23 protein-coding genes are annotated in these 25,979 nt (G+C 67.7%); 18 read left to right on the top strand and 5 right to left on the bottom strand.

Translation table 11 applies throughout. From position 1 onward, the window contains the following. Positions 1-24 precede the first annotated feature (24 nt). The 16 genes from BM052_RS04355 to BM052_RS04280 all read left to right on the top strand — a co-directional run bounded on the left by BM052_RS04355 (position 25) and on the right by BM052_RS04280 (position 18,401). Positions 25-1,368 (top strand): NCS2 family permease, encoded by a 1,344-nt coding sequence (locus BM052_RS04355; RefSeq protein ID WP_091143635.1) that lies wholly within the window; start codon positions 25-27, stop codon positions 1,366-1,368. Beyond that, positions 1,368-2,300, top strand: a complete 933-nt coding sequence (locus tag BM052_RS04350) for a 5'-methylthioadenosine/S-adenosylhomocysteine nucleosidase (protein WP_091143632.1) — start codon at positions 1,368-1,370, stop codon at positions 2,298-2,300. Before BM052_RS04355 ends, BM052_RS04350 begins: the two co-directional genes overlap by 1 nt. Before the next feature lie 10 nt (positions 2,301-2,310). After that, positions 2,311-3,888 carry a gamma-glutamyltransferase family protein gene (locus BM052_RS04345; RefSeq protein ID WP_091143630.1) on the top strand — a complete coding sequence of 526 codons (1,578 nt, stop codon included), beginning with the start codon at positions 2,311-2,313 and terminating at the stop codon, positions 3,886-3,888. Continuing rightward, positions 3,882-5,198 (top strand): allantoate amidohydrolase, encoded by a 1,317-nt coding sequence (locus tag BM052_RS04340; RefSeq protein ID WP_091143628.1) that lies wholly within the window; start codon positions 3,882-3,884, stop codon positions 5,196-5,198. The genes BM052_RS04345 and BM052_RS04340 overlap by 7 nt, the downstream gene beginning before the upstream one ends. A 56-nt stretch (positions 5,199-5,254) precedes the next feature. Next, positions 5,255-6,460: a pyridoxal-phosphate-dependent aminotransferase family protein gene (locus BM052_RS04335; RefSeq protein ID WP_177198330.1), complete on the top strand. Its 1,206-nt coding sequence runs from the start codon at positions 5,255-5,257 to the stop codon at positions 6,458-6,460. Further along, positions 6,457-7,359: an allantoinase PuuE gene (gene puuE / locus BM052_RS04330; protein WP_091143623.1), complete on the top strand. Its 903-nt coding sequence runs from the start codon at positions 6,457-6,459 to the stop codon at positions 7,357-7,359. The genes BM052_RS04335 and puuE overlap by 4 nt, the downstream gene beginning before the upstream one ends. Then, positions 7,356-7,736: an oxalurate catabolism protein HpxZ gene (gene hpxZ / locus BM052_RS04325; protein ID WP_091143620.1), complete on the top strand. Its 381-nt coding sequence runs from the start codon at positions 7,356-7,358 to the stop codon at positions 7,734-7,736. The genes puuE and hpxZ overlap by 4 nt, the downstream gene beginning before the upstream one ends. Next, positions 7,733-8,173 carry a 2-oxo-4-hydroxy-4-carboxy-5-ureidoimidazoline decarboxylase gene (gene uraD / locus BM052_RS04320; protein ID WP_091143617.1) on the top strand — a complete coding sequence of 147 codons (441 nt, stop codon included), beginning with the start codon at positions 7,733-7,735 and terminating at the stop codon, positions 8,171-8,173. The genes hpxZ and uraD overlap by 4 nt, the downstream gene beginning before the upstream one ends. Next, positions 8,170-9,627 (top strand): FAD-dependent oxidoreductase, encoded by a 1,458-nt coding sequence (locus BM052_RS04315; protein WP_091143615.1) that lies wholly within the window; start codon positions 8,170-8,172, stop codon positions 9,625-9,627. The genes uraD and BM052_RS04315 overlap by 4 nt, the downstream gene beginning before the upstream one ends. Further along, positions 9,624-9,956 (top strand): hydroxyisourate hydrolase, encoded by a 333-nt coding sequence (uraH, locus tag BM052_RS04310; protein ID WP_218151514.1) that lies wholly within the window; start codon positions 9,624-9,626, stop codon positions 9,954-9,956. Before BM052_RS04315 ends, uraH begins: the two co-directional genes overlap by 4 nt. A gap of 1 nt (position 9,957) precedes the next feature. Further along, positions 9,958-11,442, top strand: a complete 1,485-nt coding sequence (xdhA, locus tag BM052_RS04305; RefSeq protein ID WP_091143610.1) for a xanthine dehydrogenase small subunit — start codon at positions 9,958-9,960, stop codon at positions 11,440-11,442. Then, entirely contained in the window at positions 11,435-13,759 is a 2,325-nt protein-coding gene (xdhB, locus tag BM052_RS04300; protein ID WP_091143607.1) for a xanthine dehydrogenase molybdopterin binding subunit, read from the top strand. The genes xdhA and xdhB overlap by 8 nt, the downstream gene beginning before the upstream one ends. Then, on the top strand, positions 13,756-14,673 hold the full coding sequence (xdhC, locus tag BM052_RS04295) for a xanthine dehydrogenase accessory protein XdhC (RefSeq protein ID WP_091143605.1): 918 nt from the start codon (positions 13,756-13,758) through the stop codon (positions 14,671-14,673). The genes xdhB and xdhC overlap by 4 nt, the downstream gene beginning before the upstream one ends. Positions 14,674-14,980: 307 nt before the next feature. Next, positions 14,981-16,264, top strand: coding sequence for a guanine deaminase (gene guaD / locus BM052_RS04290; protein ID WP_091143603.1), 1,284 nt, complete (start codon positions 14,981-14,983; stop codon positions 16,262-16,264). Continuing rightward, a complete protein-coding gene (locus tag BM052_RS04285) occupies positions 16,264-17,280 on the top strand; it encodes an adenosine deaminase (protein WP_091143943.1) in 1,017 nt (338 codons plus the stop codon). Before guaD ends, BM052_RS04285 begins: the two co-directional genes overlap by 1 nt. Then, a complete protein-coding gene (locus BM052_RS04280) occupies positions 17,280-18,401 on the top strand; it encodes a nucleoside hydrolase (protein ID WP_091143601.1) in 1,122 nt (373 codons plus the stop codon). Before BM052_RS04285 ends, BM052_RS04280 begins: the two co-directional genes overlap by 1 nt. Before the next feature lie 21 nt (positions 18,402-18,422). Here BM052_RS04280 and BM052_RS04275 read toward each other — a convergent pair whose 3' ends face one another. The 5 genes from BM052_RS04275 to BM052_RS04255 all read right to left on the bottom strand — a co-directional run bounded on the left by BM052_RS04275 (position 18,423) and on the right by BM052_RS04255 (position 21,396). Continuing rightward, positions 18,423-18,782, bottom strand: coding sequence for a nuclear transport factor 2 family protein (locus tag BM052_RS04275; RefSeq protein WP_091143598.1), 360 nt, complete (start codon positions 18,780-18,782; stop codon positions 18,423-18,425). Further along, entirely contained in the window at positions 18,779-19,198 is a 420-nt protein-coding gene (locus BM052_RS04270) for a VOC family protein (protein WP_091143596.1), read from the bottom strand. The genes BM052_RS04275 and BM052_RS04270 overlap by 4 nt, the downstream gene beginning before the upstream one ends. Before the next feature lie 6 nt (positions 19,199-19,204). Beyond that, positions 19,205-19,783, bottom strand: a complete 579-nt coding sequence (locus BM052_RS04265) for an LOG family protein (protein ID WP_091143594.1) — start codon at positions 19,781-19,783, stop codon at positions 19,205-19,207. A 53-nt stretch (positions 19,784-19,836) separates the two neighbouring features. Continuing rightward, complete coding sequence (locus BM052_RS04260) at positions 19,837-20,370, bottom strand: phosphoribosyltransferase (RefSeq protein ID WP_091143592.1); 534 nt, start codon at positions 20,368-20,370, stop codon at positions 19,837-19,839. A gap of 84 nt (positions 20,371-20,454) precedes the next feature. Beyond that, entirely contained in the window at positions 20,455-21,396 is a 942-nt protein-coding gene (locus BM052_RS04255) for a LysR family transcriptional regulator (RefSeq protein WP_091143589.1), read from the bottom strand. Between the two features lie 274 nt (positions 21,397-21,670). On the opposite strand from BM052_RS04255, the gene BM052_RS04250 reads away from it, so the two are divergent. After that, the gene (locus BM052_RS04250) at positions 21,671-23,245 is read left to right on the top strand and encodes an adenosine deaminase family protein (protein WP_091143588.1); all 1,575 of its coding nucleotides are present in this window, start codon (positions 21,671-21,673) and stop codon (positions 23,243-23,245) included. A gap of 158 nt (positions 23,246-23,403) precedes the next feature. Further along, positions 23,404-25,857 carry a TonB-dependent siderophore receptor gene (locus tag BM052_RS04245; RefSeq protein ID WP_177198316.1) on the top strand — a complete coding sequence of 818 codons (2,454 nt, stop codon included), beginning with the start codon at positions 23,404-23,406 and terminating at the stop codon, positions 25,855-25,857. Positions 25,858-25,979: the final 122 nt, after the last annotated feature.

Here is a 25,979-nt window from a genome sequence, read left to right as displayed (position 1 = left end):
ACGCAGACACAGACGATGGAACCCATGCCCGAGGCCGGGCCTCCCCCCGGCGCGCTGGAGCGCTGGTTCGCGCTTTCCTCCAGAGGCACCACCGCGCGCACCGAAGTGCTCGCGGGCATGACCACGTTCCTGACCATGGCCTATATCGTGCTGGTCAACCCGGCGATCCTGGGCAGCGCCGGCATGCCGGTCGCCTCGGTGGCGGCGGCGACCTGCTTTGCCGCGGCTTTCGCCTCGATCCTGATGGGGCTGGTCGCCAACACCCCGCTGGCACTGGCGCCGGGCATGGGGCTCAACGCCTATTTCAGCTTCACCGTGGTGCAGCAGATGGGCGTGCCCTGGCAGGTGGCGCTGGGCTGCGTGTTCATTTCGGGCGTCGCCTTCCTGGTGCTGACGCTGACCGGCGTGCGCCAGCTGATCGTCAATTCGATCCCGCATTACCTCTTCGCGGCGGTGGCCGGCGGGATCGGCCTGTTCATCGGCTTCATCGGCTTCAAGGATGCCGGGATCATCGTCGCCAATCCGGCGACGTTCGTGGCGCTGGGCGATCTCAAGGCGCCGGGGGCGGCGCTGGCGATCTTTGGCCTGGTGCTGATCGGCGCGCTCAGCGTGTGGAACGTGCGCGGCGCGATGCTGATCGGTATCCTGGCGACCACGCTGGCCGGCTGGGTCTTCGGCATGGTCTCGGTCAGCCCGGAGCCCTATTCGCTGGCCGCGCTTACCGGCACCGCCTTCCAGCTCGATCTCGGCGGTGTCTTCGGGCTTACCGGCAAACATGGCCTGGGCCTGCTGGAAATCCTGTTCGTGTTCCTGTTCGTCGACCTGTTCGACAATATCGGCACCCTGGTCGCGGTGACCAAGCGTGCCGGGCTGATGGACAAGGACGGCCGCATCCCGCGCCTCAACCGCATCCTCATCACCGATGCCACCGCCACCATCGTCGGCTCGATGGCGGGCACCAGCACCGTCACCAGCTATGTCGAGAGCGCGGCGGGCGTCCAGGCGGGCGGGCGCACGGGCCTGACCGCCGTCGTCACCGGCCTGCTGTTCCTGGCCATGATGTTCGTCGCGCCCTATGCGCAGGTGATCCCGCTGGCGGCCACCGCGCCGGCGCTCATCATCGTCGGCGGCCTGATGCTGCTGCCGCTTGCCGAAGTGGAGTGGGAAGACCCGCTTTCGGCGATCCCGGCCTTCCTGACCGTGGCGATGATCCCGCTCACCTTTTCGATCGCCAACGGCCTCGCCTTCGGCATCACCGCCCACGCCGCGCTCAAGCTGGTGCGCGGGACGATCACCAGGAAAGACTGGTTTCTGCTGGTGCTGGCGCTGCTGTTCATCGCCCGCTTCGTGTGGATGGGAGCGGCCTGATGCGCCGGATTGCGCAATGCCTCGCCGCGCTGCTGGCGCTGATCGCCACCCCCGCGCTGGCCGAGCGGCTGGACGCGACCCCGCGCACCTTGGTGATGACCGCCTACCAGCCCGAATGGAATGCGCTCGTCGGCGCGGTGCAGGGGCCGGCCGAGTACAAGCTCAACGGCATGACCTACCTGACCGGCACGCTGGAAGGCAAACCGGTGCTGCTGATGCAGAGCGGGGTCTCGATGGTCAACGCGGCGATGAACACCCAGTTGGTGCTGGATCGCTTCACCGTGCGCCGGATCGTCTTTTCCGGCATCGCTGGCGGTGTCGATCCCGCGCTTTCGATCGGCGACGTCGTCGTCGCGGAGGACTGGGGGCAGTACCTGGAGGTCAATTTCGCCCGGCGGGACAGGAAAGGCTGGCGTTCGCCCGAGCCGATCGATCCCGCCGCGCCGGCGAACTGGGAATTCATGTATCCGCGCGGCGTGCGCGTGGGCAATGCGGTGGAAGCGCCGGCACGCCACTACACTTTCGCGATGGACCCCGGCCTGCTGGCGCTGGCGCGCAAGGTGGCGCCGACGATCACCATGGAGCGCTGCGTCCCGCCTTCGCAGAGCGCGCTGCCCGGTTCCGAACTGTGCCTGCCGCGCGAGCCCAAGGTCGTCGTCGGCGGGAGAGGCGTAAGCGCCGGGGTCTTCGCCGACAACGCCAAGTTCCGCGAATATCTCCATTCCGCCTGGAACGCGCGGCTGCTCGACATGGAGAGTGCCGCCGTGGCCCAGGTGGCCTATGCCAACCAGGTGCCGACGATCGTGTTCCGCAGCCTTTCCGATCTTGCCGGCGGCGACCGGGAAAAGAACATGGAGGACACGTTCGAGCATCTCGCCTCGGTGAACTCCGCGCATGTCGTGCGTGCCTTCCTCGCCGCGCTGCCTGACTAAGGATCCGTCGATGAAGACCGTTACCGGCAGCCAGGGCATTGTCACCGCGCCGCATCATCTTGCGGCGCGGGCGGGGTGCGACGTGTTGAGGGACGGCGGCAACGCGGTGGAGGCCTGCGTCGCCGTCGCCGCCGCGTTGACGGTGGTCTATCCGCATATGACCGGGATCGGCGGCGACGGGTTCTGGGTGATCCGCGAGCCGGACGGCGCGGTCCGTTCGATCCATGGCTGCGGCGGTGCGGCCGGGACGGCGGACCTGGCGCTTTACCAGGGGCTGGACGCGGTTCCCGCGCGCGGCCCGCTGGCGGCCAACACCGTGGCGGGCACGATCTCCGCCTGGGCGGCGGCGCTGGCGGGGCCGGGCTGCGCGCTCCCGCTTGGCCGCCTGCTGCGCGATGCGATCGACCATGCCGAGCAGGGGGTGGCGGTGACGGCGGGCGGGGCCGCGATCGCGGCGGCCAAGGGCGGGGAACTGCGCGGCCAGCCCGGTGCCTATGCGCAAGTGTTCGAACCCGAAGGGCGCCCGCTTGCCGAGGGTGACGTGCTGCGCCAGCCGATCCTGGCCGAGACCTTGCGCAAGCTGGCCGCGAATGGCCTCGATGATTTCTATCGCGGTGATCTCGCCGCGCTGATCGCCGCGGATCTGGCGGCGCTGGGCAGCCCGGTTTCGCTGGCGGATCTGGCCGCGCACGAAGCGACGCGGCCAACGGCGCTCCACGTCTCGATCAACGGCGCCCGGCTCTACAACAGCGCGCCGCCGACGCAGGGTTTCGCCTCGCTGATGATCCTTGCCCTGTTCGATCGGCTGGGGGCCGAGGCGGCGGACGGTTTCGATCATGTCCACGGGCTTGTCGAGGCGACCAAGCAGGCCTTCCTTCTGCGCGATGCGCATGTCGGCGATCCGGCCCATACCGATTTCGATTTCCAGTTCTGGCTCGACGATGCGCGGGCGCTCAACGATCTGGCCAGGCGCATCGATCCGGCGCGTGCGCTGCCCTGGCCGCAGCCGCCGCAGTGGGGCGACACCTGCTGGTTCGGCGCGGCGGACGGGGAAGGGCGGGTGGTCTCGTGCATCCAGTCCACTTACTTCGAGTTCGGTTCCGGCTTAGTCCTGCCGCGCACCGGGATCACCTGGCAGAACCGGGGCAGCTCGTTCCGTCTCGCCGAGCAGGGCTGGAACGCGCTGAGGCCGGGCCGCAAGCCGTTCCACACGCTCAATCCGGCGCTTGCCGTGTTCGACGATGGCCGCGTCATGGCCTACGGCACCATGGGCGGCGAAGGGCAGCCGCAGACGCAGGCGGCGCTGTTCTCTCGCTATGCCCGCTTTGGCGTCGATCTGCAGGAAGCGATCAGCGCGCCGCGCTGGCTGCTGGGACGCACCTGGGGCGAGCAATCGACTACGCTCAAGCTGGAGGACGGGTTCGACGAAGCGTTGTACACCGCGCTTGCCGAGGCCGGGCATGATGTCGAGCGCGTCGGCCCGCAAACCGCGATGATGGGCCATGCCGGCGCGGTGGTGCGCCTGGCCGATGGTTCCTTCGAAGGCGCCAGCGATCCGCGCAGCGACGGCGGGGTGGCGGCATGGTGAGCGGCCTGCCCCCGGGCGGCGCGCGCGCGGTGGCGCGGTGCGATGCGCTGGGCGTCGCGCCCTACAGCGACATGGCGGAAGGGCTCTACCGCGCTTACCTGACACCTGCCTACGCGGCCGCGCAGGAGGCCATCGCCGGCTGGATGGAAGCGGCGGGCATGGCCGCGCGCCGCGATGCCGCCGCCAACCTTGTCGGCCGCTTCGAGGGCGAAGTGCCGGGCGCGCCCGCGCTGATGATCGGCAGCCATCTCGATTCGGTGCGCGACGGCGGGCGCTATGACGGGCCGCTCGGGATCATGCTCGGCATCGAATGCGTCGCCGCGCTCCACGGGCAGGGCCGGCGCATGCCGTTCCCGATCGAGATCTATGCCTTCGGCGACGAGGAAGGCTCGCGCTTTCCCGCCGCCATGCTCACCAGCCGGGCGGTGGCGGGAACCTTGGATGCGGGCGCGCTCGACATGGCGGACGCGGACGGCATTTCCCTTGAACAAGCTCTTGCCTCCGTTCGTGTCGAGCGAAGTCGAGACACGCGAGCGCAACGTGTCTCGACTTCGCTCGACACGAACGGGGAGGGCAATTATCTGGCCGCGCGCCGTGCGCCCGGCTCCACGCTGGCCTACCTCGAAGCCCATATCGAGCAGGGCCCGGTACTGGAGGCCGACGGCCTTGCGGTGGGAACCGTCACCGGGATCGCCTCGCAATTGCGTTACGCGGTGACGGTGAAGGGCATGGCGGGGCATGCGGGCACAACCGCCATGCGCCTGCGCCGCGATCCGCTGGCCGGGGCGGCGGCGATGGTGCTGGCGGTGGAGCAGATCGCGCGCGGGGACAATTCCGATGCCGTCGCCACGGTGGGCACGATCGAGGCCTTGCCCGGCGCCGCCAATGTCATTCCCGGCGAAGTACGCTTCACCATCGATGTGCGTTCCGGCATCGAGGCGCGCCGCAATGCCGTTGCCGAGGCGATCCTGGCGCGCATCGCGGAAATCGCCGAGGCCCGCGGTCTCGAGATCGCCGCCGAGCGCATCCACGACCTGCCCGCCAGCCCATGCGATCCGGCGCTGATGGACCTGATGGACGATGCCCTGCTCGCTGCCGGGCAGCCGGTGCGGCGGCTCGTTTCGGGCGCGGGGCACGATGCCATGAACATGGCCGCGCTATGCCCCACCGCGATGCTGTTCATCCGCTGCCGGGGCGGGGTGAGCCACAATCCGGCCGAGCATGTCGAAACCGAAGACGCGGAAGTGGCGCTCAAGGTCATGCTCGGCTTCATCGAGCGGCTCGAACGCCATTGGGGAGAGGAAACGTGAGCCTGGAACTTGATCCTCTCCTGTTCGGGGAGATCGACCCGCCGCAGCGCCTGCTGATGGGCCCCGGCCCGATCAACGCCCACCCCCGCGTGCTGCGGGCGATGAGCGCCGACCTGCTGGGCCAGTTCGATCCGGAGATGACCGGCTACATGGAGCAGGTCATGGCGCTCTATCGCCCGATCTTCGGCACCGCGAACCGCTGGACCATGCTGGTCGACGGCACCGCGCGCGCGGGGATCGAGGCGGCGCTGGTCAGCATGGTGGCGCCGGGCGATACCGTGCTTGTCGTCAACTTCGGCCGCTTCGGCCTGCTGTTGACGGAGATACTCACCCGTATCGGTGCTTGCATCGAGACGGTAGACGCGCCTTGGGGCGAGGTCGTGCCGATGGAGGTCATCGCGGCCGCCATCCATCGCACCTCGCCCCACCTTGTCGCGACGATTCACGGGGACACCTCCACCACCATGGCGCAGCCGCTGGAGGGGCTGGGCGAACTGTGCCGCGCGGCGGGCGCGCTCAGCTATGTCGATGCCACCGCGACCATCGGCGGCATGGAGCTCGCCGCCGATCGCTGGGGCGTCGACGTGGTCACCGGGGGCTTGCAGAAGTGCCTGGGCGGGCCCTCGGGCTCGGCGCCGATCACCATTTCGGACAACGCCGCCGCGCATATCGGCAAGCGTCGCCACGTCGAGCAGGGCATCCGCCGCGACGACATCAAGGACGGCGCGGGCCCGCGCATCGGCTCCAACTATTTCGACCTGGCGATGATAATGGACTACTGGTCCGAAAAGCGCCTCAACCACCATACCGAGGCGACCTCGATGCTCTATGCCGCACGCGAGTGCGCCCGCATCGCGCTGGGCGAGGGGCTGGAGGCGCGATATGCCCGTCATGCGAACGCAGGCCGGGCGATGACGGCGGGCCTGCGCGCCATGGGCCTTGCCGTGTTCGGCGACGACGCCCACCGCATGGCCAACGTCACCGGCGTCCACATCCCCGAGGGCGTCGACGGCGAGGCGGTGCGCCGGGCCATGCGCGAGCTGTTCGAGATCGAGATCGGCACTGCCTTCGGCCCGCTGCAAGGCCGGATCTGGCGGATCGGCGCGATGGGCTACAACGCCATGAAGCACAAAGTGCTGTTGACCCTGGCCGCGCTGGAGGCATGCCTGCGGATGCAGGGCTTCGCGCTGCCGCTGGGCGAGGCGGTGCCGGCCGCGCTGGAGGCTTGGGCCCTCCGACCAGCTCGGGATGAGCGCGCATGAGCCTCCCCCGCGATCTCGTCGGCTACGGCGCCGCGCCCCCCGATCCGTGCTGGCCGAACGGTGCCCGCGTGGCGGTGCAATTCGTCGTCAATTACGAGGAAGGCGCCGAGAACAGCGTCCTCAACGGCGACCAGGGTTCCGAGGCGTTCCTGTCCGAAATGGTCGGCGCGGGGAGCCATCCGGACCGGGCGATGGCGATGGAGAGCCTCTACGAATACGGCAGCCGCGCCGGGTTCTGGCGGCTGCACCGGATCTTCACCGCGCGGGCCCTGCCGGTCACCGTGTTCGGCGTGGCAAAGGCCATGGAGATGAACCCCGAAGCGGTGCGGGCCATGCTCGCCGCCGACTGGGAAATCGCCAGCCACGGCCTGCGCTGGATCGATTACCAGACCGTGCCCGAGGACGTGGAGCGCGCGCATATCGCCGAGGCGATCGCCCTGCATGCCCGGCTTACCGGCAGCCGTCCGCTGGGCTGGTATCAGGGACGCACATCGCCCCACACGGCGCGGCTCGTCGCCGAGGAGGGGGGCTTCGTCTACGACGCCGATTCCTATGCCGACGACCTGCCCTACTGGGATACGCGATACGGCCGGCCCCAGCTGATCGTTCCCTATACGCTGGACGTCAACGACATGAAGATGGTGGCCTACAACGGTTTTACCGAGGGCGAGCAGTTCTTCCGCCACATGCGCGACAGCTTCGACCAGCTTGTCGAGGAAGGCGGGCGGATGATGTCGGTGGGCCTGCACGGCCGCATCGCCGGCAAGCCCGGGCGCGCGCGCTGGCTCGCGCGCTTCCTGGATCACGTGACCGCCAGTGGCCACGCCTGGGTCGCTCGGCGCATCGACATCGCCCGCCACTGGATGGAGGTGCATCCGCACCCAGGAGAGCAAACGTGAAGATCGACGACCCCGTCCTCCACGCCCAGGTGACCGAGGCGTTCCACGAATACGAGCGCGCGCTGATGGAGGACGATATCCCGGCGATGGACGCGCTGTTCCACGATGCCCCCACCACCAACCGCTACGGCGTGGGCGAAGTGCTCTACGGCATCGAGGCGATCCGGGAGTTCCGCAAGGGGCGCGGCGGTTCGCCAAGGCGCAAGCTGGGCCGTGTCGCCATCACCGTCTACGGCGACGGTTTCGCCACCGCCGATGCCGAATTCTTCCGTGAAGGGTCGGACCGGCGCGGCCGGCAGACGCAATCCTGGGTGAAGTTCCCGGAGGGCTGGAAAGTCGTCTCCGCGCATGTCAGCCTGGAAGGGAGCACGTCTTGACCGCGCTGTTCGAGCACAGCCCCTGGGTGGAGCAGCGCGCCGACGCGCGGCCTTCCAGCGGCGATCGTCATGCCGACCTGATGGCCGTGGTGGAGCAGGCGACGCCGGAGGAACGGCTGGCGCTGATCCGTGCCCATCCCGAGCTGGCGGGCAAGGCCGCGATCGACCGGACGCTGACCGAGGCCAGCACCGCCGAGCAGGCCAGCGCCGGGCTCGATCGCCTGACTCCGGAGGAATACGAACGCTTCCATGCGCTGAACGCGGCCTATCGCGACCGCTTCGGCTTTCCTTTCATCATCTGCGTGCGCCTGACCGACAAGGCTGGTATCCTCGCCGCCATGGAACGCCGCCTCGGCAACGATCGCGAGGCGGAAATCGCGGCGGCGATAGAGCAGATCGGCGAGATCGTCCGCCTGCGCCTGAAGGACCTGACATGACCGGATCCGACGCCATCGGCCTTGCAGCGCTGGAAACGCGGCTTGCGCGCGAGCTTGACGTGATCGGCTTCGAGCGCCCCGAATGGGTGCGCCCGCGCCTGGTCGAGGGCGAGAAGGCGCTTGATGTCGCGGTGATCGGCGGCGGCCAGTGCGGGCTTGCCGTCGCCTTCGGGCTGCGCCGCGAGGGCGTGACCAATGTCATGGTCTTCGACGAGAACCCGGCGGGCTACGAAGGGCCCTGGGAAACGTACGCACGCATGGTCACGCTGCGCACGCCCAAGGCGCTCAATCCGATCGACTTCGGCATTCCCTCGCTGACGTACCGCGCCTGGTGGGAAGCCCGGCACGGCAGCGCGGGCTGGGAGGCGGTCGACAAGATCGCCCGCGGCGACTGGATGGACTACTTGCGCTGGTATCGCCGCGTGCTGGACATCCCGGTCGAGAACCTGGCCAGGCTGGAGCGGATCGAGCCGCTGCCCGGGCAGGGCCTGCACCGCCTCCACTTCGCCGGCGGCGCGGTGGAGCATGCGCGCAAGGTGGTGCTGTCCACCGGCATTCAGGGCGGCGGCGAATGGCACACGCCGGCGATGGTGCGCGACAACCTGCCCAAGGCGCTCTGGGCGCACACCAGCGAGCCCATCGATTTCGACCGGCTGCACGGCAAGCGCATCGGCATCCTGGGCGGTGGCGCCTCCGCCTTCGACAATGCCAACCATGCGCTGACGCGCGGCGTGGCGGCGGCCGAAGTCTTCATGCGCCGCAAGCAGCTGCCGCGCGTCAACCCGATCCGGTTCATGGAGAAGGTGGGCTTCACCGCGCGTTATCCGGCGCTCGACGATCAAACCAAGTATGCGGCGATGGACTGTTTCCTGGGCCACAACCAGCCGCCGACCAACGATACCTTCGAACGCGCCGCCGCCTGGCCCGGCTTCGCGCTGCACCTGGGCTCACCCTGGCTCGACGTTGCCGAGCACGTGGTCGCCGGGCAGGACGGACTGGTCCGGGTCACGACGCCGCACGGCTTTCATGAGTTCGACTTCGTGGTGATCTCCACCGGCCTGCTCAGCGATCCCGGCTTGCGCCCGGAACTGGCGGACGTGGCCGATCTCATCGCCCGCTGGGGGGACCGGGTGACGCCGGCATCGGGCCAGCGCAACGCGCTGATCGATGCCCATCCCTATCTGGGCGAGGCTTTCGAGTTCCTCCCGCGCGAGGGCGCGGACGGCGCCCGGCTGCGCGGCCTGTTCGCATTCAACTATTCGGCGCTCGTCAGCCTGGGGCTTTCGGCCTCGGCGCTCTCGGGCCTCCACAACGCGTTGCCGCGCCTGATAACGGGCGTGGCCGACCAGCTGTTCCTTGACGACCAGGACGAATTGGTCGCCGATTTCCTGGCCTACGACGATCCCGAGTTCCTTGGCGAATGGCCGACACCCGAACAGGGAGAGGCGGCGTGAGCAGCCTGTCGACCCATGTCCTCGACACTGCCCACGGATGCCCCGCCGCCGGTGTGGCGTTGTCCCTGGCGACCATGACGGGGACGGTGCTTTTCGAAGGCGAGACCAATGCCGATGGGCGCTGCCCCGGCCTGCCGGACGTGTCGTCGGGCTGTTATAGCCTGACTTTCGCGGTGGCGGATTACTTCCGCGGGCGCGGCGCGGTGCTGCCCGAACCGCCGTTCCTCGACGTGGTACGGATCGACTTCGGCATCGCCGATCCGGTCGGCCATTATCATGTGCCGCTGCTGGTTTCGCCTTTCGGCTATTCGACTTACCGGGGTAGCTGAGGTGGCGATGCGTTTCGTTCTCGATGGCGCGGTGATCGATCTTCCCGAGGTCGATCCGACCGCGACCGTGCTCGATCACTTGCGCTACCGGATGGGCCGCACCGGCACCAAGGAAGGCTGCGCCGAAGGGGACTGCGGCGCCTGCACGGTGCTGGTGGGCGAACTGGCGAGCGAAGGCGTGCGGTGGCGCGCGGTCAATTCGTGCATCCAGTTCCTGCCCATGCTGCACGGCAAGGCGCTGATGACGGTGGAGAGTTTGGGAAACCAGCCGGACGCCGCGGCCGAAGTCCATCCCCGGAACGGGGAGGATTCGCGTGAAGCTCGTCATTCCCCCCTTGCGCCGCTCCAGGCCATGATGGCCGCCAACGGTTCCTCGCAATGCGGTTTCTGCACGCCGGGCTTCGTGATGTCGCTGCACGGGCGGGCGATCGGCGCGCGCGGCTGCGAGCTGCCGGTCGCCGATGTGATCGCCGGCAACTTGTGCCGTTGCACCGGCTACGGGCCGATCCTGGCGGCGGGCGAGGCGGTGGACCGGATCGTGCGCGACGATACGGCGCTGGCCGCGCTGCTGGCGGGGATCGCCGCCGAGGGCGCGTCCGGCGAATGGCGGGGCCGCAAGTGGTTCGCGCCGCGTTCCAAGGACGAACTCGCCGCGCTGTTGGCGCGGCATCCCGACGCGCGCATGGTCGCGGGCGCCACCGATGTCGGCCTGTGGGTGACCAAGGGCCTGAAGACGTTGGATACGGTGATCTTCCTGGGTGACGTGGCCGATCTCGCCGCGATTGAGGAAACCGGCGAGGCGATCACCCTGGGCGCGGGTGCGCGCTATGCCGATGTCCATGCGCCGTTCGCGCGGCTTCATCCGGACCTGGGCGAGCTGGTCCGCCGTATCGGTGGCCTCCAGGTGCGCAATGCCGGGACGGTGGGCGGCAATATCGCCAATGGCTCGCCGATCGGCGACGGGCCGCCGGCGCTGATCGCGCTCGGCGCCGAGCTGACGCTGCGCGGCATGGCGGGCCGGCGCACCTTGCCGCTGGAGGAGTACTTCCTCGATTACGGCAAGCAGGACCGCCGCCCGGGAGAGTTCGTGGAATCGATCCGGATTCCCCGGCCCGGCCCCGGAACGGTGATCCACATCGCCAAGCTCTCGCGCCGGTTCGACAGCGATATCTCGGCGGTGTGCGGCGCCTTCGCGCTGACGGTGGAGGACGGCACCATCACCCGCGCCCGCGTGGCCTTCGGTGGCATGGCGGCCACCCCGAGGCGGGCGGGGGCCTGCGAGGCGGCACTGACCGGCAAGCCCTTCGGCGAGGCGGCCATCGAGGCTGCCGCCCAGGCGCTCGGGCACGATTTCGCGCCGCTCAGCGACGTGCGCGGCTCTTCCGCCTACCGCCTGGAAGCCGCCGCCAACCTGCTGCGCCGGCTCTGGCTGCGCGAACAGGGGCAGGCGATCTCGGTGCTCGACCTGGAGGGCCTCGATGGCTGAGCGCGATCCCGCCTGGAAAGTGCTGGAAAAGCCCCGGCACCCGCACGACAGCGCGCGCATCCACGTCACCGGCGAGGCGCGCTATGCCGACGACCTGGCCGAGCCGGCGGACATGCTCCACCTGGCCTTCGGGCAATCGGGCGAGGCGCATGCGCGGATCGCGGCGATGGACCTTTCGGCGGTGCGCGCGACAGAGGGCGTGGTCGCGGTCTATACCGCCGCCGACATCCCGGGCGCCAACGACGTCAGCCCGTTCGCGGGCGACGACCGCCTGCTTGCCGACGGCGAGGTGCTGTGCCACGGTCAGGCGGTGTTCCTGGTCGCCGCGACCAGCCAGCGCGCCGCGAGGCTGGCGGCCCGGCTCGGCCGGATCGAATACGCGCCGCTGCCCGCCGCGATCACCGCGGCGCAGGCGCGCGCGGCCGGCTCGCTGATCGAACCCACGCAGCGCATGGCGCGCGGCGATGCCGCCTCTGCCCTGGAATCCAGCGTTCACCGGCTTTCGGGCCGCTTCGAGATGGGCGGGCAGGACCATTTCTACCTCGAAGGCCAGGTCGCGGTGGCGACCCCGGGCGAGGACGGGCAGATGCATGTGCTCAGTTCCACCCAGCATCCCAGCGAAGTGCAGCACCTCGTCGCGCACATGCTGGGCCGCTCATCGGCCGACGTGACGGTGGAAGTGCGGCGCATGGGCGGGGCTTTCGGCGGCAAGGAGACGCAGGCCGCGCTCTTCGCCGGGGCCGCCGCGCTGGTCGCCGCGAAGACCGGCCGCCCCGCCAAGTTCCGCTGCGATCGCGACGACGACATGGTGATGACCGGCAAGCGCCATCCCTTCGAGGTGGCCTATGACGTCGGCTTCGATGACGCGGGCCACCTGCTGGGGCTCCGGCTGCACCTCGCCTCTCCTTGCGGCGCGACCGTGGACCTCTCGCCGGCGATCAACGACCGGGCGATGTTCCACGCCGACAACTGCTATTTCCTGCCCGATGTCGAGATCGTTTCCGAGCGGCTCAAGACCCATACGGTCTCCGCCACCGCGTTCCGGGGCTTCGGCGGGCCGCAGGGGATGCTGGCGATCGAGCGGATCATCGATCATGTCGCCGCGCACCTGGCCAAGGACCCGCTCGAAGTGCGGCAGGCCAACCTCTACGGGCCCGGCCGCGAGGTGACCCAGTACGGCATGCGGGTGGCGGACAACATCGCGCCGCAACTGATCGCCCGCCTGCGCGAGACGTCCCGCTACGACGAGCGGGCCCGGGCGATCGATGCGTTCAACGCGAAGAGCCCGGTCATCAAGAAGGGCATCGCGCTGACGCCGGTGAAGTTCGGTATCAGCTTCACCACCACCCACCTCAACCAGGCAGGCGCGCTGGTGCACGTCTATGCCGACGGTTCGATCCAGGTGAACCACGGCGGCACCGAGATGGGGCAGGGTGTCTACGTCAAGGTCGCCCAGGTGGTCGCGGACGTGTTTTGTGTCCCGCTCGGCGTCGTCAGGGTCACGTCGACCCGCACGGACAAAGTGCCCAATACTTCGGCCACGGCGGCCAGTTCCGGCGCGGATCTCAACGGCATGGCGGCCTACAACGCGGCCATGGCGATCCGCGAGCGGCTGGCCGCCTTCCTCGCGCGTACCTACCGCCGAGAAGAGACGGAAGTGCATTTCACTCCCGGTGGCGTGCTGGTCGGGGCCGAGACGCTGGATTTCGCGGCAGTCGCGCGAAAGGCGCATCTCGGCCGGATTTCGCTCTCCTCGACCGGTTTCTACGCCACGCCCGGCATCGAGTATGACCGCGACGCGCACCAGGGCCGCCCGTTCTACTATTTCGCCTATGGCGCGTCGGTCAGCGAAGTCGCGATCGACATCCTGACTGGCGAGCACAAGGTCCTGGCGGTGGATATCCTCCACGACGTGGGCCGCTCGCTCAATCCGGTGATCGACCTGGGCCAGATCGAGGGTGGCTTCGTCCAGGGGCAGGGCTGGCTGACCACCGAGGAACTGGTGTGGGACGACCAGGGCCGCCTGCTCACCCACTCGCCCGCGACCTACAAGATCCCGACCGCCTCCGACCGCGCCCGGCGCTTCACCATCGCCTTGTGGGATGGGGAGAACGTGGAGCCGACGATCAACCGCTCCAAGGCGGTGGGCGAACCGCCGTTCATGCTGGCGATCTCGGTATTCTCGGCGCTGAACCGCGCGATCGCCGCGACAGTGCCGGGCAAGCGCGGCCTGCCGCCGCTCGATGCGCCGGCGACGCCCGAGCGTATTCTCAAGGCCATCGCGGAGTACCGCCAGACAGGGCACGGGCTGCCATGACGCAGTGGATCGGCTGGCTGCGCCGGCTCGGACCGGAGCCTTGCGCCATGATCTCGGTGCTGGCGACCGAGGGCTCGGCGCCGCGCGGGGCGGGCACGCGCATGCTGGTCCGGGCGGACCGGCTGGAAGGCACCATCGGCGGCGGCCAGCTCGAATTCCGCGCCGCCGAGCAGGCGCGCGCGATCCTCGATCTTCCGGAGGGCACATGGCGGGTGCAGGACTACCCGCTCGGCCCGCTGCTCGGCCAGTGCTGCGGCGGGCGCGTACGCCTGCTGATCGAGCATCTCGACCCCCAGGCGCTGGGCTGGCTCCACGACGCCGAGCCGGGGCGCATGCTGGCGACCACGCTTGGCGAGGGCGCGGTGCTGCGCGAAGTGTTCGAGCGCGAGACCGCGACGCGGCAATCCGCGCGCGGCGACCGGCCCGGACAAGGCGCGCGCTTGGTCGAGCCGGTGGGCGAGCGGCCGCGCCCGGTCTATCTGTTCGGCGCCGGGCATGTCGGCCAGGCCATCGCCCGGCACGTGACCGGCCTGCCGCTCCAGCTCGCCTGGTTCGATACCCGGCCCGAACAGGCCGCGATCGATGGGGTCACGGTGATGGGCGAGGAAAACATCGCCCACTGCGTCGCGGAAGCGCCGGCGGATGCCGCCATCCTTATCCTCACCCACGATCATCCGCTCGATTACCACCTGGCGCTCGCCGCCCTGCGGCGCGACCCGGTGGCCTTCATCGGCCTGATCGGCTCCGCGACCAAGATCGCGCGGTTCAAGTCGCGGCTCCTGGCCGACGGCATTGCCGAGGACGCGCTGGCGCGCCTCACCGCGCCGATCGGCATGCCCGGGGTGGTGGGCAAGGAGCCGGACGTGATCGCCATTGCCGTGCTGGCGCAGCTGCTGCAACTGAGGGGGCGATGATGGGCGGGGCGTTTTTCCTCCACGCCGTTCTCTTCCCGTGCGGCGTCGCACGCGGAGGCACGAAGACGCGAAGAGAGAAGCGAAACAAAAAAAGCACGCAGAGACGCAGAGACGCAGAGACGTTCCGTCGCACCGCAGGTCTCCTGCCATTCATTGCTCGCTGTAAAACGCGTCGTGGCGACGGAAAGCGGCTGCGCCGCGAAACCTATCTTCTCCGCGTCTCTGCGTCTCTGCGTGCATCAGCCCAAAACACTCTCTCCGCGTCTCCGCGCCTCCGCGCGAATCCCGGCCGAGGCGGAGCGCGGCCATGATCCGTGCCTATCGCGGCGAACTGCTTTCGGTCGACCAGGACCCGCGCGACATCCCCCATGCCGTGCGTTACGAGGAAGACGGCCTGCTGGTGGTGGAGGACGGGCTCGTCATCGCGCGCGGTCCTTACGCGGAACTCGCCGACAGCCTTTCCGAGGTCCCGATCGAGACCCTGCCGGGGCTGGTCGTTCCCGGCTTCGTCGATGCGCATGTCCATTACCCGCAGACCGACCGCATCGCCTCTTACGGCGAACAATTGCTCGACTGGCTGGAAAAGCACATCTTCCCGGCCGAGATGGCCTTTGCCGACAAGGCGCATGCCGATGCAGTGGCTGGCTTCTTCCTGGACGAACTGCTGCGCAACGGCACCACCAGCGCGCTGGTCTATCCCACCGTGCACGAACAGTCGGTCGACGCGCTGTTCGAAGCGGCGCTGGAGCGGCGGATGCGCATCGTCTCCGGCAAGGTGCTGATGGACCTGGGCCCCGAGGGCCTGCGCGACACGGTGGCCTCGGGCCGGGCCGGGAGCGAAGCGCTGATCCGGCGCTGGCGCGGGCGCGGGCGGCTGGGCTACGCGGTGACGCCGCGTTTCGCGCTTGCCTCGACCGACGCGCAGCTCGCCGATGCCGGCGCGCTGCTGGCGGAGCACCCGGACGTGCTGATGCACACCCATCTTGCCGAGAACCTGCGCGAATGCGCGGAAGTGGAGGCGCGGTTCACGCAGGCGGTCGATTACCTCGACGCCTACGACCGTTTCGGCCTGGTCACGCCGCGCTCGGTTTTCGCGCACGGCATTCACTTGTCGGAGCGCGCCTGCGGCCGGCTGCATGAGAGCGGGGCGGGGATCGCGGTCTGTCCCAGTTCCAACTTGTTCCTCGGTTCGGGCATGTTCGATTTCGGACGGGCCGACCGGCACGGGGTGCGCCTTGGCCTCGGCACCGATATCGGGGCCGGCACGTCCTTCTCGCTGCTGCGTACCGCCGGCCTGGCCTATCAGGCGGCATTGGCGCGCGAGGAGCGGCTCGACCCGTTTCGCGCGCTCTACCTGGCGACCGCCGGCAGCGCCGCGCTGCTGCACATCCAGGACCGGGTGGGCGCGCTGGAGCCTGGGCAGGAGGCCGACTTCGTGGTGCTGGACCAGGCCGCGACGCCGCTGCTGGCGCGCCGCACGCACGGGGCGGCTCTGGCCGAACGCCTGTTCGCACTGCAGATCCTGGGCGACGACCGCGTCGTCGCGCGCACTTACGTGCTGGGCGAATGCGCCTGGCGAAGGACCAATTGATGACCGACCTCGACAGCTTCATCGCCGGCCTGCCCAAGGCCGAACTCCACCTGCATATCGAAGGCAGCCTCGAGCCCGAGCTGATGTTCGCGCTGGCGCGGCGCAACGGGATCGACATCCCTTATGCCTCGGTCGAGCAAGTGCGGGCGGCCTATGCCTTTTCCAACCTGCAGGATTTCCTCGACATCTACTACGCCGGGGCGGGCGTGCTGCGCACCCGGCGGGATTTCCACGACCTTGCCGCCGCTTACTTCGCGCGTGCGGCGGCGGACGGGGTGGTCCATGCCGAGATCATGTTCGACCCGCAGACCCATACCGATCGCGGAATTGCCTTTTCCGAAGTGATAGAGGGCCTGCTGTCCGCCATGGCCGAAGCCGAGGCGGAGCATGGCATGACCTCGAAGCTGATCCTCTCGTTCCTGCGCCACTTGTCGGAGGAAGCGGCCTTCGCCACGCTGGAAGCGGCCGAACCCTGGCTTGACCGCATCGCGGCGGTCGGCCTCGATTCCTCCGAAGTCGGCCACCCCCCGCTCAAGTTCGCGCAAGTCTTCGCCGCCGCGCGCGACAGGGGATTGAAGATCACCGCCCACGCCGGCGAGGAAGGACCGCCCGAATATGTCTACCAGGCGCTTGACCTGCTCCATGCCGACCGCATCGACCACGGCAATCGCGCACTGGAGGACCCGGTGCTGGTAGACCGGCTGGCCGAGATGCGGATGACGCTGACGGTCTGCCCGCTGTCCAACCTCAAGCTGTGCGTGGTGGACGACCTTGCCCGTCACCCGATCGACCGGATGCTGGCGCTGGGGCTCAAGGCCACCATCAATTCGGACGATCCGGCCTATTTCGGTGGCTACATCGGCGACAATTTCCGGGCGGTGGCGCGGGCGCGCGGGCTCGACCGTGAAGAGATCGTGGCCCTGGCGCGCAACAGCTTCACCGGATCGTTCCTGCCGCCGGAGGCGGTCGCGCTTCATCTGGAGAAGCTGGACGCCTACGTGGCGGCATACGCCTGATGGCGCGGTTCCTTCGCGCGATTCTCGCGCTCTGCGGCATCGTGGCGCTTTCCTTCGGCCCCGCGCATGCGGATACGGCGAAGCGCAAGGTCATCATCGACGACGAGGGCTTCGGGCTCATGCATCTCATGCTGCTGGAAAGCAGCCAGGTGGACGTGGTCGGCATCACTACGGTTTCCGGCAATACCTGGGCCAACCGCGCGACCGCGATGGCGCTGCGCGGCCTGGAGATCGCGCAGCGTCCCGACGTTCCGGTTGCCGAGGGCGCGACTTACCCGCTGCTCAATTCCGAGGTCCTCACCGATCGCTGGGAGGCGCTCTACGGCAAGCTGACCTGGAAGGGCGCTTGGATGAAGCAGTGGGTGGAGCCTACCCAGCAGAGCACGCCGGCCTATTTCGGCCCCGCCGATCCGGTGAACCTGCCCGAGGGCAATCCCAAGCTGAAGGCGTCCGGTGAGATCGCCGCCAATTTCCTGATCCGCATGGTCCGCAAGTATCCCGGACAGATCACGATCGTCGCTTGCGGGCCGCTGACCAACCTTGCCCTGGCGCAGCGGCTCGACCCGCAATTCGCGTCGCTGGTGGGAGAGCTGGTCTACATGGGTGGCAGCCTCAACCCGCATCGGGCGCTGGACAACGTTTCGGCCGAGCAGTTCGCGCGCGAATTCGCCAATTCGCCGCGCCGCGAGTTCAACGCACGCTTCGATCCCGAGGCGGCCAGTATCGTCTCGCGCAGCCCCTGGCGCAAGCTGACGGTAATTCCCGTCGATCCCTCCACCGCCACCCAGCTCACCCCCGACCTGATCGCGCGGATGAGCAAGGCCGCGGCGCCCGATCTCGGCAAGTTCATCGCCGCGATGGAGCCGGGCTTTCCACTGTGGGACGAAATCGCCGCCGGCTATGTCCTCGATCCCGGCATGACCACCGACGCGGAAGATCTCTATGTCGACTACGACACCCAGTTCGGGCCGGCCTATGGCGACATGCTGAGCTGGCGCGAGCACTATCAGCCGGGCATCGGCGAACGGAAGGCGCACGTGGTGCGCGCGATCGACGCCGGGCGGCTGGGAGCGTTGATGGTGGAAACCATGGCCGAGGGCGCCAGGCGCCCTTCGCCCTGACTCCGTCCGCCCGACCGGCGGTCAAGCGATCGGCAGCCCGTGCATCTTCAGGAACGAGAGCTTGTCCCAGTAGCCGCGCTGGAACGCGATCAGGCCGCCGCGCACGGTGAAGAAGCCGCAGCCGCGCAGGCCCAGCGGATCGCGCCATTCGAGCGCGGCGACTTCGCCCGCCTCGTGTATCGCCTCGACCAGGCAGACCATCTCGGCGGCCGCGAATTCGCGTTCGAACATCGCGCGGATCGCCTCGCGGCCCTCGACGGGTTCCTGCGTGACCTGATGGTTGACGGCATCCTCGGCATAGAGCGCGGCAAGGCCGTCCACGTCGGCGGCGTTGAAACGCTCGACCCAGGTTTCCACGATCTGGCGCGGTGTTGCGGTCATATCGTTGCTTCGCTCCCTGCGGGCTGTCCGGCTTTCGGTTCAATCAGATCCCATAGATTGCCGTAAGGATCCTCGAATACGGCCACCGTCCCGTATGGCTCGCTAGCCGGTTCGCGCACGAAGCGCACGCCGCGTTCGGTATAAGCGGCATGATCGCGCGCGAAATTATCGGTTTCGAGGAACAGGAAAACGCGTCCACCGGTCTGATTGCCGACCGTGCCGCTTTGCCTATTATTAGCCGCGCGTGCCAGCAACAGAGCGCCATCGCTGCCCTGGGGCGCGACGACGACCCAGCGCTTTTCCGGTGTCAGCTGCTTGTCCTCACGCAGTTCGAAGCCCAGTTTGTCGACGTAGAAGGCAAGCGCCTCGTCGTAATCGGCGACAACCAGCGCGGTGAGAGCAAGGCGTTGCGGCATCGACCTTCAGTTCTCGCCTTCGTGCAGCCAGTGTTCGGTTTCGGGCGGAATGAACTTGATGATGCGGTCCAGCAGGACTTCGGGGTCGCGCTCGATCAGCAGCATCGCGCGGTGGCGGTCCTGCAGGAAGCCCTCGGCGACGATCTTGTCGACGAACTGGATAAGGCCGTCGTAGAAATCGCCCACGTTGAGCAGCCCCACCGGCTTGGCATGATAGCCGAGCTGCGACCAGCACCAGGCCTCGAACATTTCCTCGAAAGTGCCGATGCCGCCCGGCAGGGTGACGAACCCGTCGGACAGCTTGGCCATCAGCGCCTTGCGCTCGTGCATCGATTTGACGACGTGCAGTTCGGTAATGCCGTGGTGGTCCTTTTCGCGGGCGCGCAGGGCTTCGGGGATGACGCCGATCACTTCGCCGCCCGCCGCGCAGACGGCATCGGCGATCACGCCCATCAGGCCGACCTGGCCGCCGCCGTAGACCAGGCCGATGCCGCGCCTGGCCAGCAACGTGCCGAACCGTTCGGCCGCCTCGCGATAGGAGGGATGCCGGCCCGGGGAGGAGCCAAGATAGACGCAGATGCGCATTTGCCGGAATTTCTTTCCTTTAGGATCAGGCCGTTAGGATCAGGCCGTTAGGGTCAGGACAGGCGTTCGGGCACGGAAAGCGCCTCGTCGACGATGCTTTCCCTGGTGCCGACCGCTTCCCAGGGAAAGACGAACCAGCGCTTGTCCTCGGCACGGTCGATCATGTCGGCCCACAAGTCGACCTCGACCTTGGAGCTCTGGTTGTTGATGACCACCGCGAAGCGCAGGTTTTCCGCCGCGTAGCCGTTCCCCGCCAGCAGGCCCCGGATATAGTCGATGGTGCCGCCGCTGTCGTTGATGTCGTCAACGAAGAGCACGCGGGTTCCCTGCGTGGTCATGGCCGCGACCTTGGCGAGCAGTTCGTCGGCGAAACCCGGGACTTTCGAGGAATGATCGATCGAAAGCATCGGCAGTTCGAGCTGGTGCGAGATGTAGACCGCCGGCACCAGGCCGCCCCGGCCGACGCCGATCACGAATTCGGGCAGCCAGCCGCTTTCGCGTACCTTGCGGGACAGCACGCGGACTTTCGCCAGGAAGTCCTCATAATATTCAAGATAGTGCAGTTCGGGCTCGGCAGTCGGGCTCATCGGTCGCGAATCCTGTCCGGAAGATGTCGGGAGAACCTTCCGATTATATTTTTCGAATGGCGCGCGCAATCGCGGGCGCGCGCATCAATCGCCGTTTTCCGCGTTCCGGTGCATCGAGGCGGGGTAGCTGAGCTGCGCGAAGCCGTTCTCGATCTCACCCAGCACGATGCTTGCGGCATAGGAAGGCGTGCGCGCCGAATTCGTGCATAGCGCCAGCGTCATCGGCCGCAGCAGGGCATCGGAGATGCGCGTGAACGAGAGCAGCCCCGCCCGAATCTCGGTAATCACATCGAGCGAGGTGAGCACGCCGATGCCCACGCCTTCGAGGATCAGCGAGGTAATCATCTGGATATTGTCGGAGCTGACCTTGCGGTCCAGTTCCATCCCGGTCGTGCCTTCCAGCACCGCGACCTGCTGGCACACCGCGAGCGGTTCGGCGGGCAGGATCAGTGGGGAGCCGGTGCAGGCCGAAAACCGCGCCTCGCGCCGGTCGCCCAGCGGATGGCCCGCCGGGGTGACGAAGCCCAGCACCACTTCCACGAAGGCGCGCACGGTCAGGTCGCGGTACGATTGCGGCTCGAACAGGATCCCGAAGTCCACCTCTCCGCTCGCCACCGCCTTGCGTACCGCGTCGTTCTCCAGAACTTTCACGCTCACGGTGATGCCGGGGTAGCGGCTCTGGATGGCGCGGATCGCGGCGGGGATATGGCCCTTGGCCAGCGCATCGATGATCGCCATGTCGACATGGCCGCGCTTCAGGCCGCGCAGATCCTCGATCTGCGCGCGGATGTCGATCATGTTCTTGTGCCAGCGGTTGCCCGCGCCCATCATGATTTCGCCGGCTGCGGTAAGCCTCAGGCCGCTGGGCAGGCGCTCGAACAGCGGCATGCCGATTTCCGCCTCGACGTTCAGGATCTGGCGGGCGATCGCCGAAGCCGAGACGTTGAGCTCGTCGGCGGCCCTGCGGATCGAGCCGAGCCGGCCGACCGCCATGAAGTAGCGAAGAAAACGCGAAAACGCCGGCATGGGCCCGCTTTACCCACCTGCTCTAATTTTTGCAACGGAGTGTAGGATTCATTGCGTTTGATCGCATCCAGTCAAGTGCCTACCACCGGGACAACACCGAAAGGTGCGGCCGGCCCGGCATTCGTTTTCCGATCCTCCCCGGAGGGCGGATGCCGGCCGTTTTCCGCATGTTCGGCGCCGCAGGTTCGGCGCCGGATTTCGGCAAGGGGGCGCAACTCCACTCCGGCCCGTTAGGCATGGCTGGCCGCGCGTTCCCGATCGCGGGGTCTGGTTAATGGTGACGAGTCGAAACGAGCGCCCCCCGGGGGCACGCCTGCGCGCGTTGGCGCTGGCCTGCATGGCGGGCCAGGCGCTGCTGCTCGCACCGGGGGCGGCGCGTGCCGACCCGGCCGGCGAGGCGGCGGCCTCGGCGATGTTCGATGCGGTTTCCGGCAACGCCGCGCGCCTGCGCGTGTTTCTTCAGGCGATGCCCAAGGGCGGCGACTTGCACAACCACCTGGGCGGCAGCGTCTATGCCGAGGATTTTCTCGAAACGGCGGCCGGCAAGGGCATGTGCGCCGATGAAGCGGAACAGCGCATCGTCCCGCCGCCGTGCCCGAGCGAGCGCACCATCGCGGCGATGGGCGAGCGCCGGCCCTTCGCCTATGCCCGGCTGATCGATTCGCTCTCGACGCGCGGCGTGCAGCAAGGGGTGGGGGCGGACGAGGTTTCCGGCCACACCCAGTTCTTCTCCAGCTTCGACAAGTTCGGCCCGGCCTATGTCGCCGATGTCGGGCGCTGGCTGGCGGTCACCCGCGCCAGCGCCGCGCGCAACCAGGTGAGCTACCTGGAGCTCATGCACAACCCGCGCGTGCTCACCGAATATGCGATGGCCGCCGGCGACGAGCCGCTCGACGAGGCCGGCCTCGGCGCGGTGTATAGGCGCGAGGCCGGCGCGGTCGAGGCACTGCTCGGCAAGGCCATGGCCGAAGTCGACCGCGAGGAGGCGGACGCGCGCCGGATCATGGCTTGCGGCACCCCGGCGGCGCAACCCGCCTGCGGCGTCGCGGTCCACTACCTGACTTTCGCCTGGCGCGGGATGGCGCCGGCCGTCGCCTTCCGCTCGCTGATCTCCGGCTTCGCGCTGGCGCATCGCGATCCGCGCTTCGTCGGGGTGAACATCGTCATGCCGGAGGACGATCCCGTCGCCTTGCGCGACTATGGCCTGCACATGGCGATGTTCCGCTTCCTGGAAGCGAAGTATCCCGGCGTGAAGGTATCGATGCATGCCGGCGAACTGACGCTGGGCCTGGTGCGTCCGCGCGAGCTGGGGGACCACATCGCCCAGGCCGTGGCTTCCGGCGCGCGGCGGATCGGCCACGGCACCGACATCGCCTATGAGGATACGGCGCCCGAAACGCTGGCCCGCATGGCGCGCGAAGGCATTGCCGTGGAGATCAACCTGACGAGCAACGCGGTGATCCTGGGAGTGAGGGGCGGCGAGCATCCGATCGCGCTCTATCGCAGCATGGGCGTTCCCGTGGTGATTTCCACCGACGACGAGGGCGTGCTGCGCTCGGACATGACCAACGAATACCGCCGCGCCGCGACCGAGCAGGGCCTGGGTTATGCCGATCTCAAGGCGGCGGCGCGCGCGAGCCTGGAATATTCCTTCGTGCCGGGCGCCAGCCTGTGGCGCCAGGGCAGGCTTGGAACCGCGGTGGAGGCCTGTTCGGCCTCGCTGGCGGACGATCGCTGCAAGACGTTCCTCGCATCGAGCGAGAAAGCCCGCCTTCAGGCCGATCTTGAAGGCCGTTTCGACCGGTTCGAGCACGGGCTCGGCCGTTTCAAGCATCCACAGGATTCCTAGGAGGACAGGTCTTCGCCAATGCGGCGATCCATGTAATGATGCACTGCAACAAACATAACGTTCGAACGGGAGAGGTGGGTCACAACACGAAAGCGCGGCGGGAAGCCAGGAACGGCTTGCGCGCCAGCTTCAGGGGGTAAGACACGATGGCGACGAATATGTCCGTTGACGCACCATTTGATATCGCACCGCAGCATAGTGCGCTGCGCAAACCACTTCTCGCGCTTGCCGCCAGCCTGTTCTGCTGCACCGCGCTGACATCGCCCGCGCTGGCGGCGGATGAGGAGGAGCCCGCCAGCGACGAGATCGTCGTCAAGGGTTCGCTCGAAGCCCTGCCGATCGCCGATGTCGGCACCGTCTTCGGCTTCGACAAGACGCTGGTCGAAACGCCGCGCTCGGCCTCGACGATCAGTTCGGAGCAGATGGAGCGCTTCGGCATCACCGATATCTATGACCTTGTCGCGCAGGCGCCGGGCACTTTCACCAACTCGTTCTTCGGCGTCGGCGGCGCGCTCGACATTCGCGGCACGCCCGGCGAAATCTACTTCCGCGGGGTTCGCCGCCTCGACAACCCCGGCAACTACCCCACGCCGATCGGCGCGTCCGAACGCATCGACATCGTGCGCGGACCGGCCTCGCCGATCTATGGCCCGTCGAAGACCGGCGGCTACATGAACTTCGTTCCCAAGTCCGCGCGCGTGAAGGGCGGTTCGCTCATGTCCACCCCGGAAGGCAAGATCAGCTTTACCGGCGGAAGCTGGAACAAGGCCGATCTCTCCGCCGAAATCCGGGGCCCTGGTAAGCTCGGCAGCCAGGAATTCGGCTACAGCCTCTATGCCGAAATCGAGGATTCCGGCAGCTATTACCGCAATATGTCGACCAAGCAGACGATCCTGCAGGCCGCGTTCGACACCGATCTTACGCCCTCGCTGCGGCTCGAGTTCGGCGGCATGTATCACCGCTATCGCGGCCAGCAGAACGGCGGCTGGAACCGCTTGACGCAGGACCTGGTCGACAACGGCACCTACATCACCGGCGCGGCTACGGCGATTCCGGATACGGACGGTGATGGCCAGATCTCGCAGCAGGAGATCCTGGCCGCGAATGACGGCTCCGGCCTTTCGGTCTTCGGCGCCTTTGCCTGCGGCGGCGGCGTTTTCCCGGGTTCGGCCACCGACGCCTGCTATACCAATCCGCTGCTGCAGCTGAACAACACCGGCACCACCAAGCTCAGCCGCAAGAACACGCTGACCGGCAAGGACGACGTGCTCAACAACGATGCCACGACGTTCTATGCCGACCTGATCTGGGAAGGGCCTGACGACCTGGAGATCAAGAACCAGCTGTTCTACGACAGCTACGAGAACCTGAACGAGAATGCCTATGGCTTCTCGCAGTTCCACGATTCCTACGTGATAGAGGACAAGATCGTCGTTTCGAAGAGCTTCGAGAGCAGCGCCGGCAAGTTCTCGTTCCAGCTCTCCCCGTCGATCCGCTACACGAACTTCAAGCACGGCGACGACTTCAACTACGAATACTTCCACCGCGTGGACCTGACGGTGGGCTACACGCCGCTCAGCGACCGCCTGCTGTCGACCGAATGCGACTGCGACTACACCGGCTATGTCAGCGGCCACTACACCGACCTTGCCTTCGCCGGCCTCGTCGATCTCGATTTCAACTTCGGGCTCGATGTCACGCTGGGCGCCCGTTACGACCGGATCAAGGGCGTCTCCAACTACAACATCGCGAAGATGGAATCCGATCCCGGCTTCTCCGGCGCGAAGGATACCGATGGCGACTGGTCCTGGTCGGCCAGCGCTTCGTACAAGCTGCCCTTCGGCCTGATCCCTTACGTCACCGCCGCGCGCCAGGCGGTCGTGATCGCGGGACAGGGCGCCGAGCTCGATCCCGAAAACCTTGCCGCCGGCACCTGGATTTCGGCATCCAAGCTCTACGAGGCCGGCCTGAAGGGTACGTGGCTTGACGAACGCCTCTATGCGGCGGTCTCGATGTACAAGCAGAAGCGCACCGACTACAGCGCGCAGTCGATCACGGTGAACCAGGCGGTCGAGACCAAGGGCCTGGAGGCCGAGTTCCGCTTTGCCGTCGACGATCACCTGCTGCTGACCGGTGGTTACACCCGCACCAAGGTGTACAACCTGACCTCGATCGAGAATGGCAGCACGTTCAGCTTCTGGGGCATCGAGGATCTGGCGAACGTTTCCGACCCGACGCTGTACCTTGGTGGCCAGCCGATCGGCCTGCTGCCGATCAACAGCAAGAGCGACGCCCGCCGCGCCGGCATCCCGACCAACCTCTTTTCGCTGACCGGCACTTACAAGTTCGACAACGGCATTGCCTTGTCGGCCAGCATGGTCTCGGTGGATTCGGTCTATTCCGGCCAGTCGAAGGTGGTGAAGCTTCCCGCCTATACCAAGGTCGACCTGGGCGCTTCCTATGAGACCGGGCCGTGGCTGTTCCGAATGGTGGTGAAGAACGCGACCGACGAGAAGTACTTCCGCGCCAACTTCACCGAACTGTTCGGCTCGACGATCGTCCTCCCGGAACTGCCGCGCAGCTTCCAGGGCACGATTTCGTACAAGTTCTGAGGCCGGATGACGTATACCCGATCTCTTGGGATGAGACTCATCTCCCCCTCTCGTCGCCCGCGAGATCGCCGCACCGCCTTCGGCGACTGGCGATGACGAAAGGGAGAGGAACACGAGTTCCG

Source organism: Novosphingobium sp. CF614 (assembly GCF_900113255.1).
GTDB lineage: Bacteria > Pseudomonadota > Alphaproteobacteria > Sphingomonadales > Sphingomonadaceae > Novosphingobium.
This window is presented reverse-complemented; position numbering and strand designations above follow the sequence as displayed.

Excerpts from the sequence above, each read along its gene's own strand:
- BM052_RS04355 (WP_091143635.1), top strand. The coding sequence starts at position 25 with ATGCCCGAGGCCGGGCCTCCCCCCGGCGCGCTGGAGCGCTGGTTCGCG.
- BM052_RS04350 (WP_091143632.1), top strand. The coding sequence starts at position 1,368 with ATGCGCCGGATTGCGCAATGCCTCGCCGCGCTGCTGGCGCTGATCGCC.
- BM052_RS04345 (WP_091143630.1), top strand. The coding sequence starts at position 2,311 with ATGAAGACCGTTACCGGCAGCCAGGGCATTGTCACCGCGCCGCATCAT.
- BM052_RS04340 (WP_091143628.1), top strand. The coding sequence starts at position 3,882 with ATGGTGAGCGGCCTGCCCCCGGGCGGCGCGCGCGCGGTGGCGCGGTGC.
- BM052_RS04335 (WP_177198330.1), top strand. The coding sequence starts at position 5,255 with ATGGGCCCCGGCCCGATCAACGCCCACCCCCGCGTGCTGCGGGCGATG.
- puuE (WP_091143623.1), top strand. The coding sequence starts at position 6,457 with ATGAGCCTCCCCCGCGATCTCGTCGGCTACGGCGCCGCGCCCCCCGAT.
- BM052_RS04315 (WP_091143615.1), top strand. The coding sequence starts at position 8,170 with ATGACCGGATCCGACGCCATCGGCCTTGCAGCGCTGGAAACGCGGCTT.
- xdhB (WP_091143607.1), top strand. The coding sequence starts at position 11,435 with ATGGCTGAGCGCGATCCCGCCTGGAAAGTGCTGGAAAAGCCCCGGCAC.
- xdhC (WP_091143605.1), top strand. The coding sequence starts at position 13,756 with ATGACGCAGTGGATCGGCTGGCTGCGCCGGCTCGGACCGGAGCCTTGC.
- guaD (WP_091143603.1), top strand. The coding sequence starts at position 14,981 with ATGATCCGTGCCTATCGCGGCGAACTGCTTTCGGTCGACCAGGACCCG.
- BM052_RS04285 (WP_091143943.1), top strand. The coding sequence starts at position 16,264 with ATGACCGACCTCGACAGCTTCATCGCCGGCCTGCCCAAGGCCGAACTC.
- BM052_RS04280 (WP_091143601.1), top strand. The coding sequence starts at position 17,280 with ATGGCGCGGTTCCTTCGCGCGATTCTCGCGCTCTGCGGCATCGTGGCG.
- BM052_RS04275 (WP_091143598.1), bottom strand. The coding sequence starts at position 18,782 with ATGACCGCAACACCGCGCCAGATCGTGGAAACCTGGGTCGAGCGTTTC.
- BM052_RS04270 (WP_091143596.1), bottom strand. The coding sequence starts at position 19,198 with ATGCCGCAACGCCTTGCTCTCACCGCGCTGGTTGTCGCCGATTACGAC.
- BM052_RS04265 (WP_091143594.1), bottom strand. The coding sequence starts at position 19,783 with ATGCGCATCTGCGTCTATCTTGGCTCCTCCCCGGGCCGGCATCCCTCC.
- BM052_RS04260 (WP_091143592.1), bottom strand. The coding sequence starts at position 20,370 with ATGAGCCCGACTGCCGAGCCCGAACTGCACTATCTTGAATATTATGAG.
- BM052_RS04255 (WP_091143589.1), bottom strand. The coding sequence starts at position 21,396 with ATGCCGGCGTTTTCGCGTTTTCTTCGCTACTTCATGGCGGTCGGCCGG.
- BM052_RS04250 (WP_091143588.1), top strand. The coding sequence starts at position 21,671 with ATGGTGACGAGTCGAAACGAGCGCCCCCCGGGGGCACGCCTGCGCGCG.
- BM052_RS04245 (WP_177198316.1), top strand. The coding sequence starts at position 23,404 with ATGTCCGTTGACGCACCATTTGATATCGCACCGCAGCATAGTGCGCTG.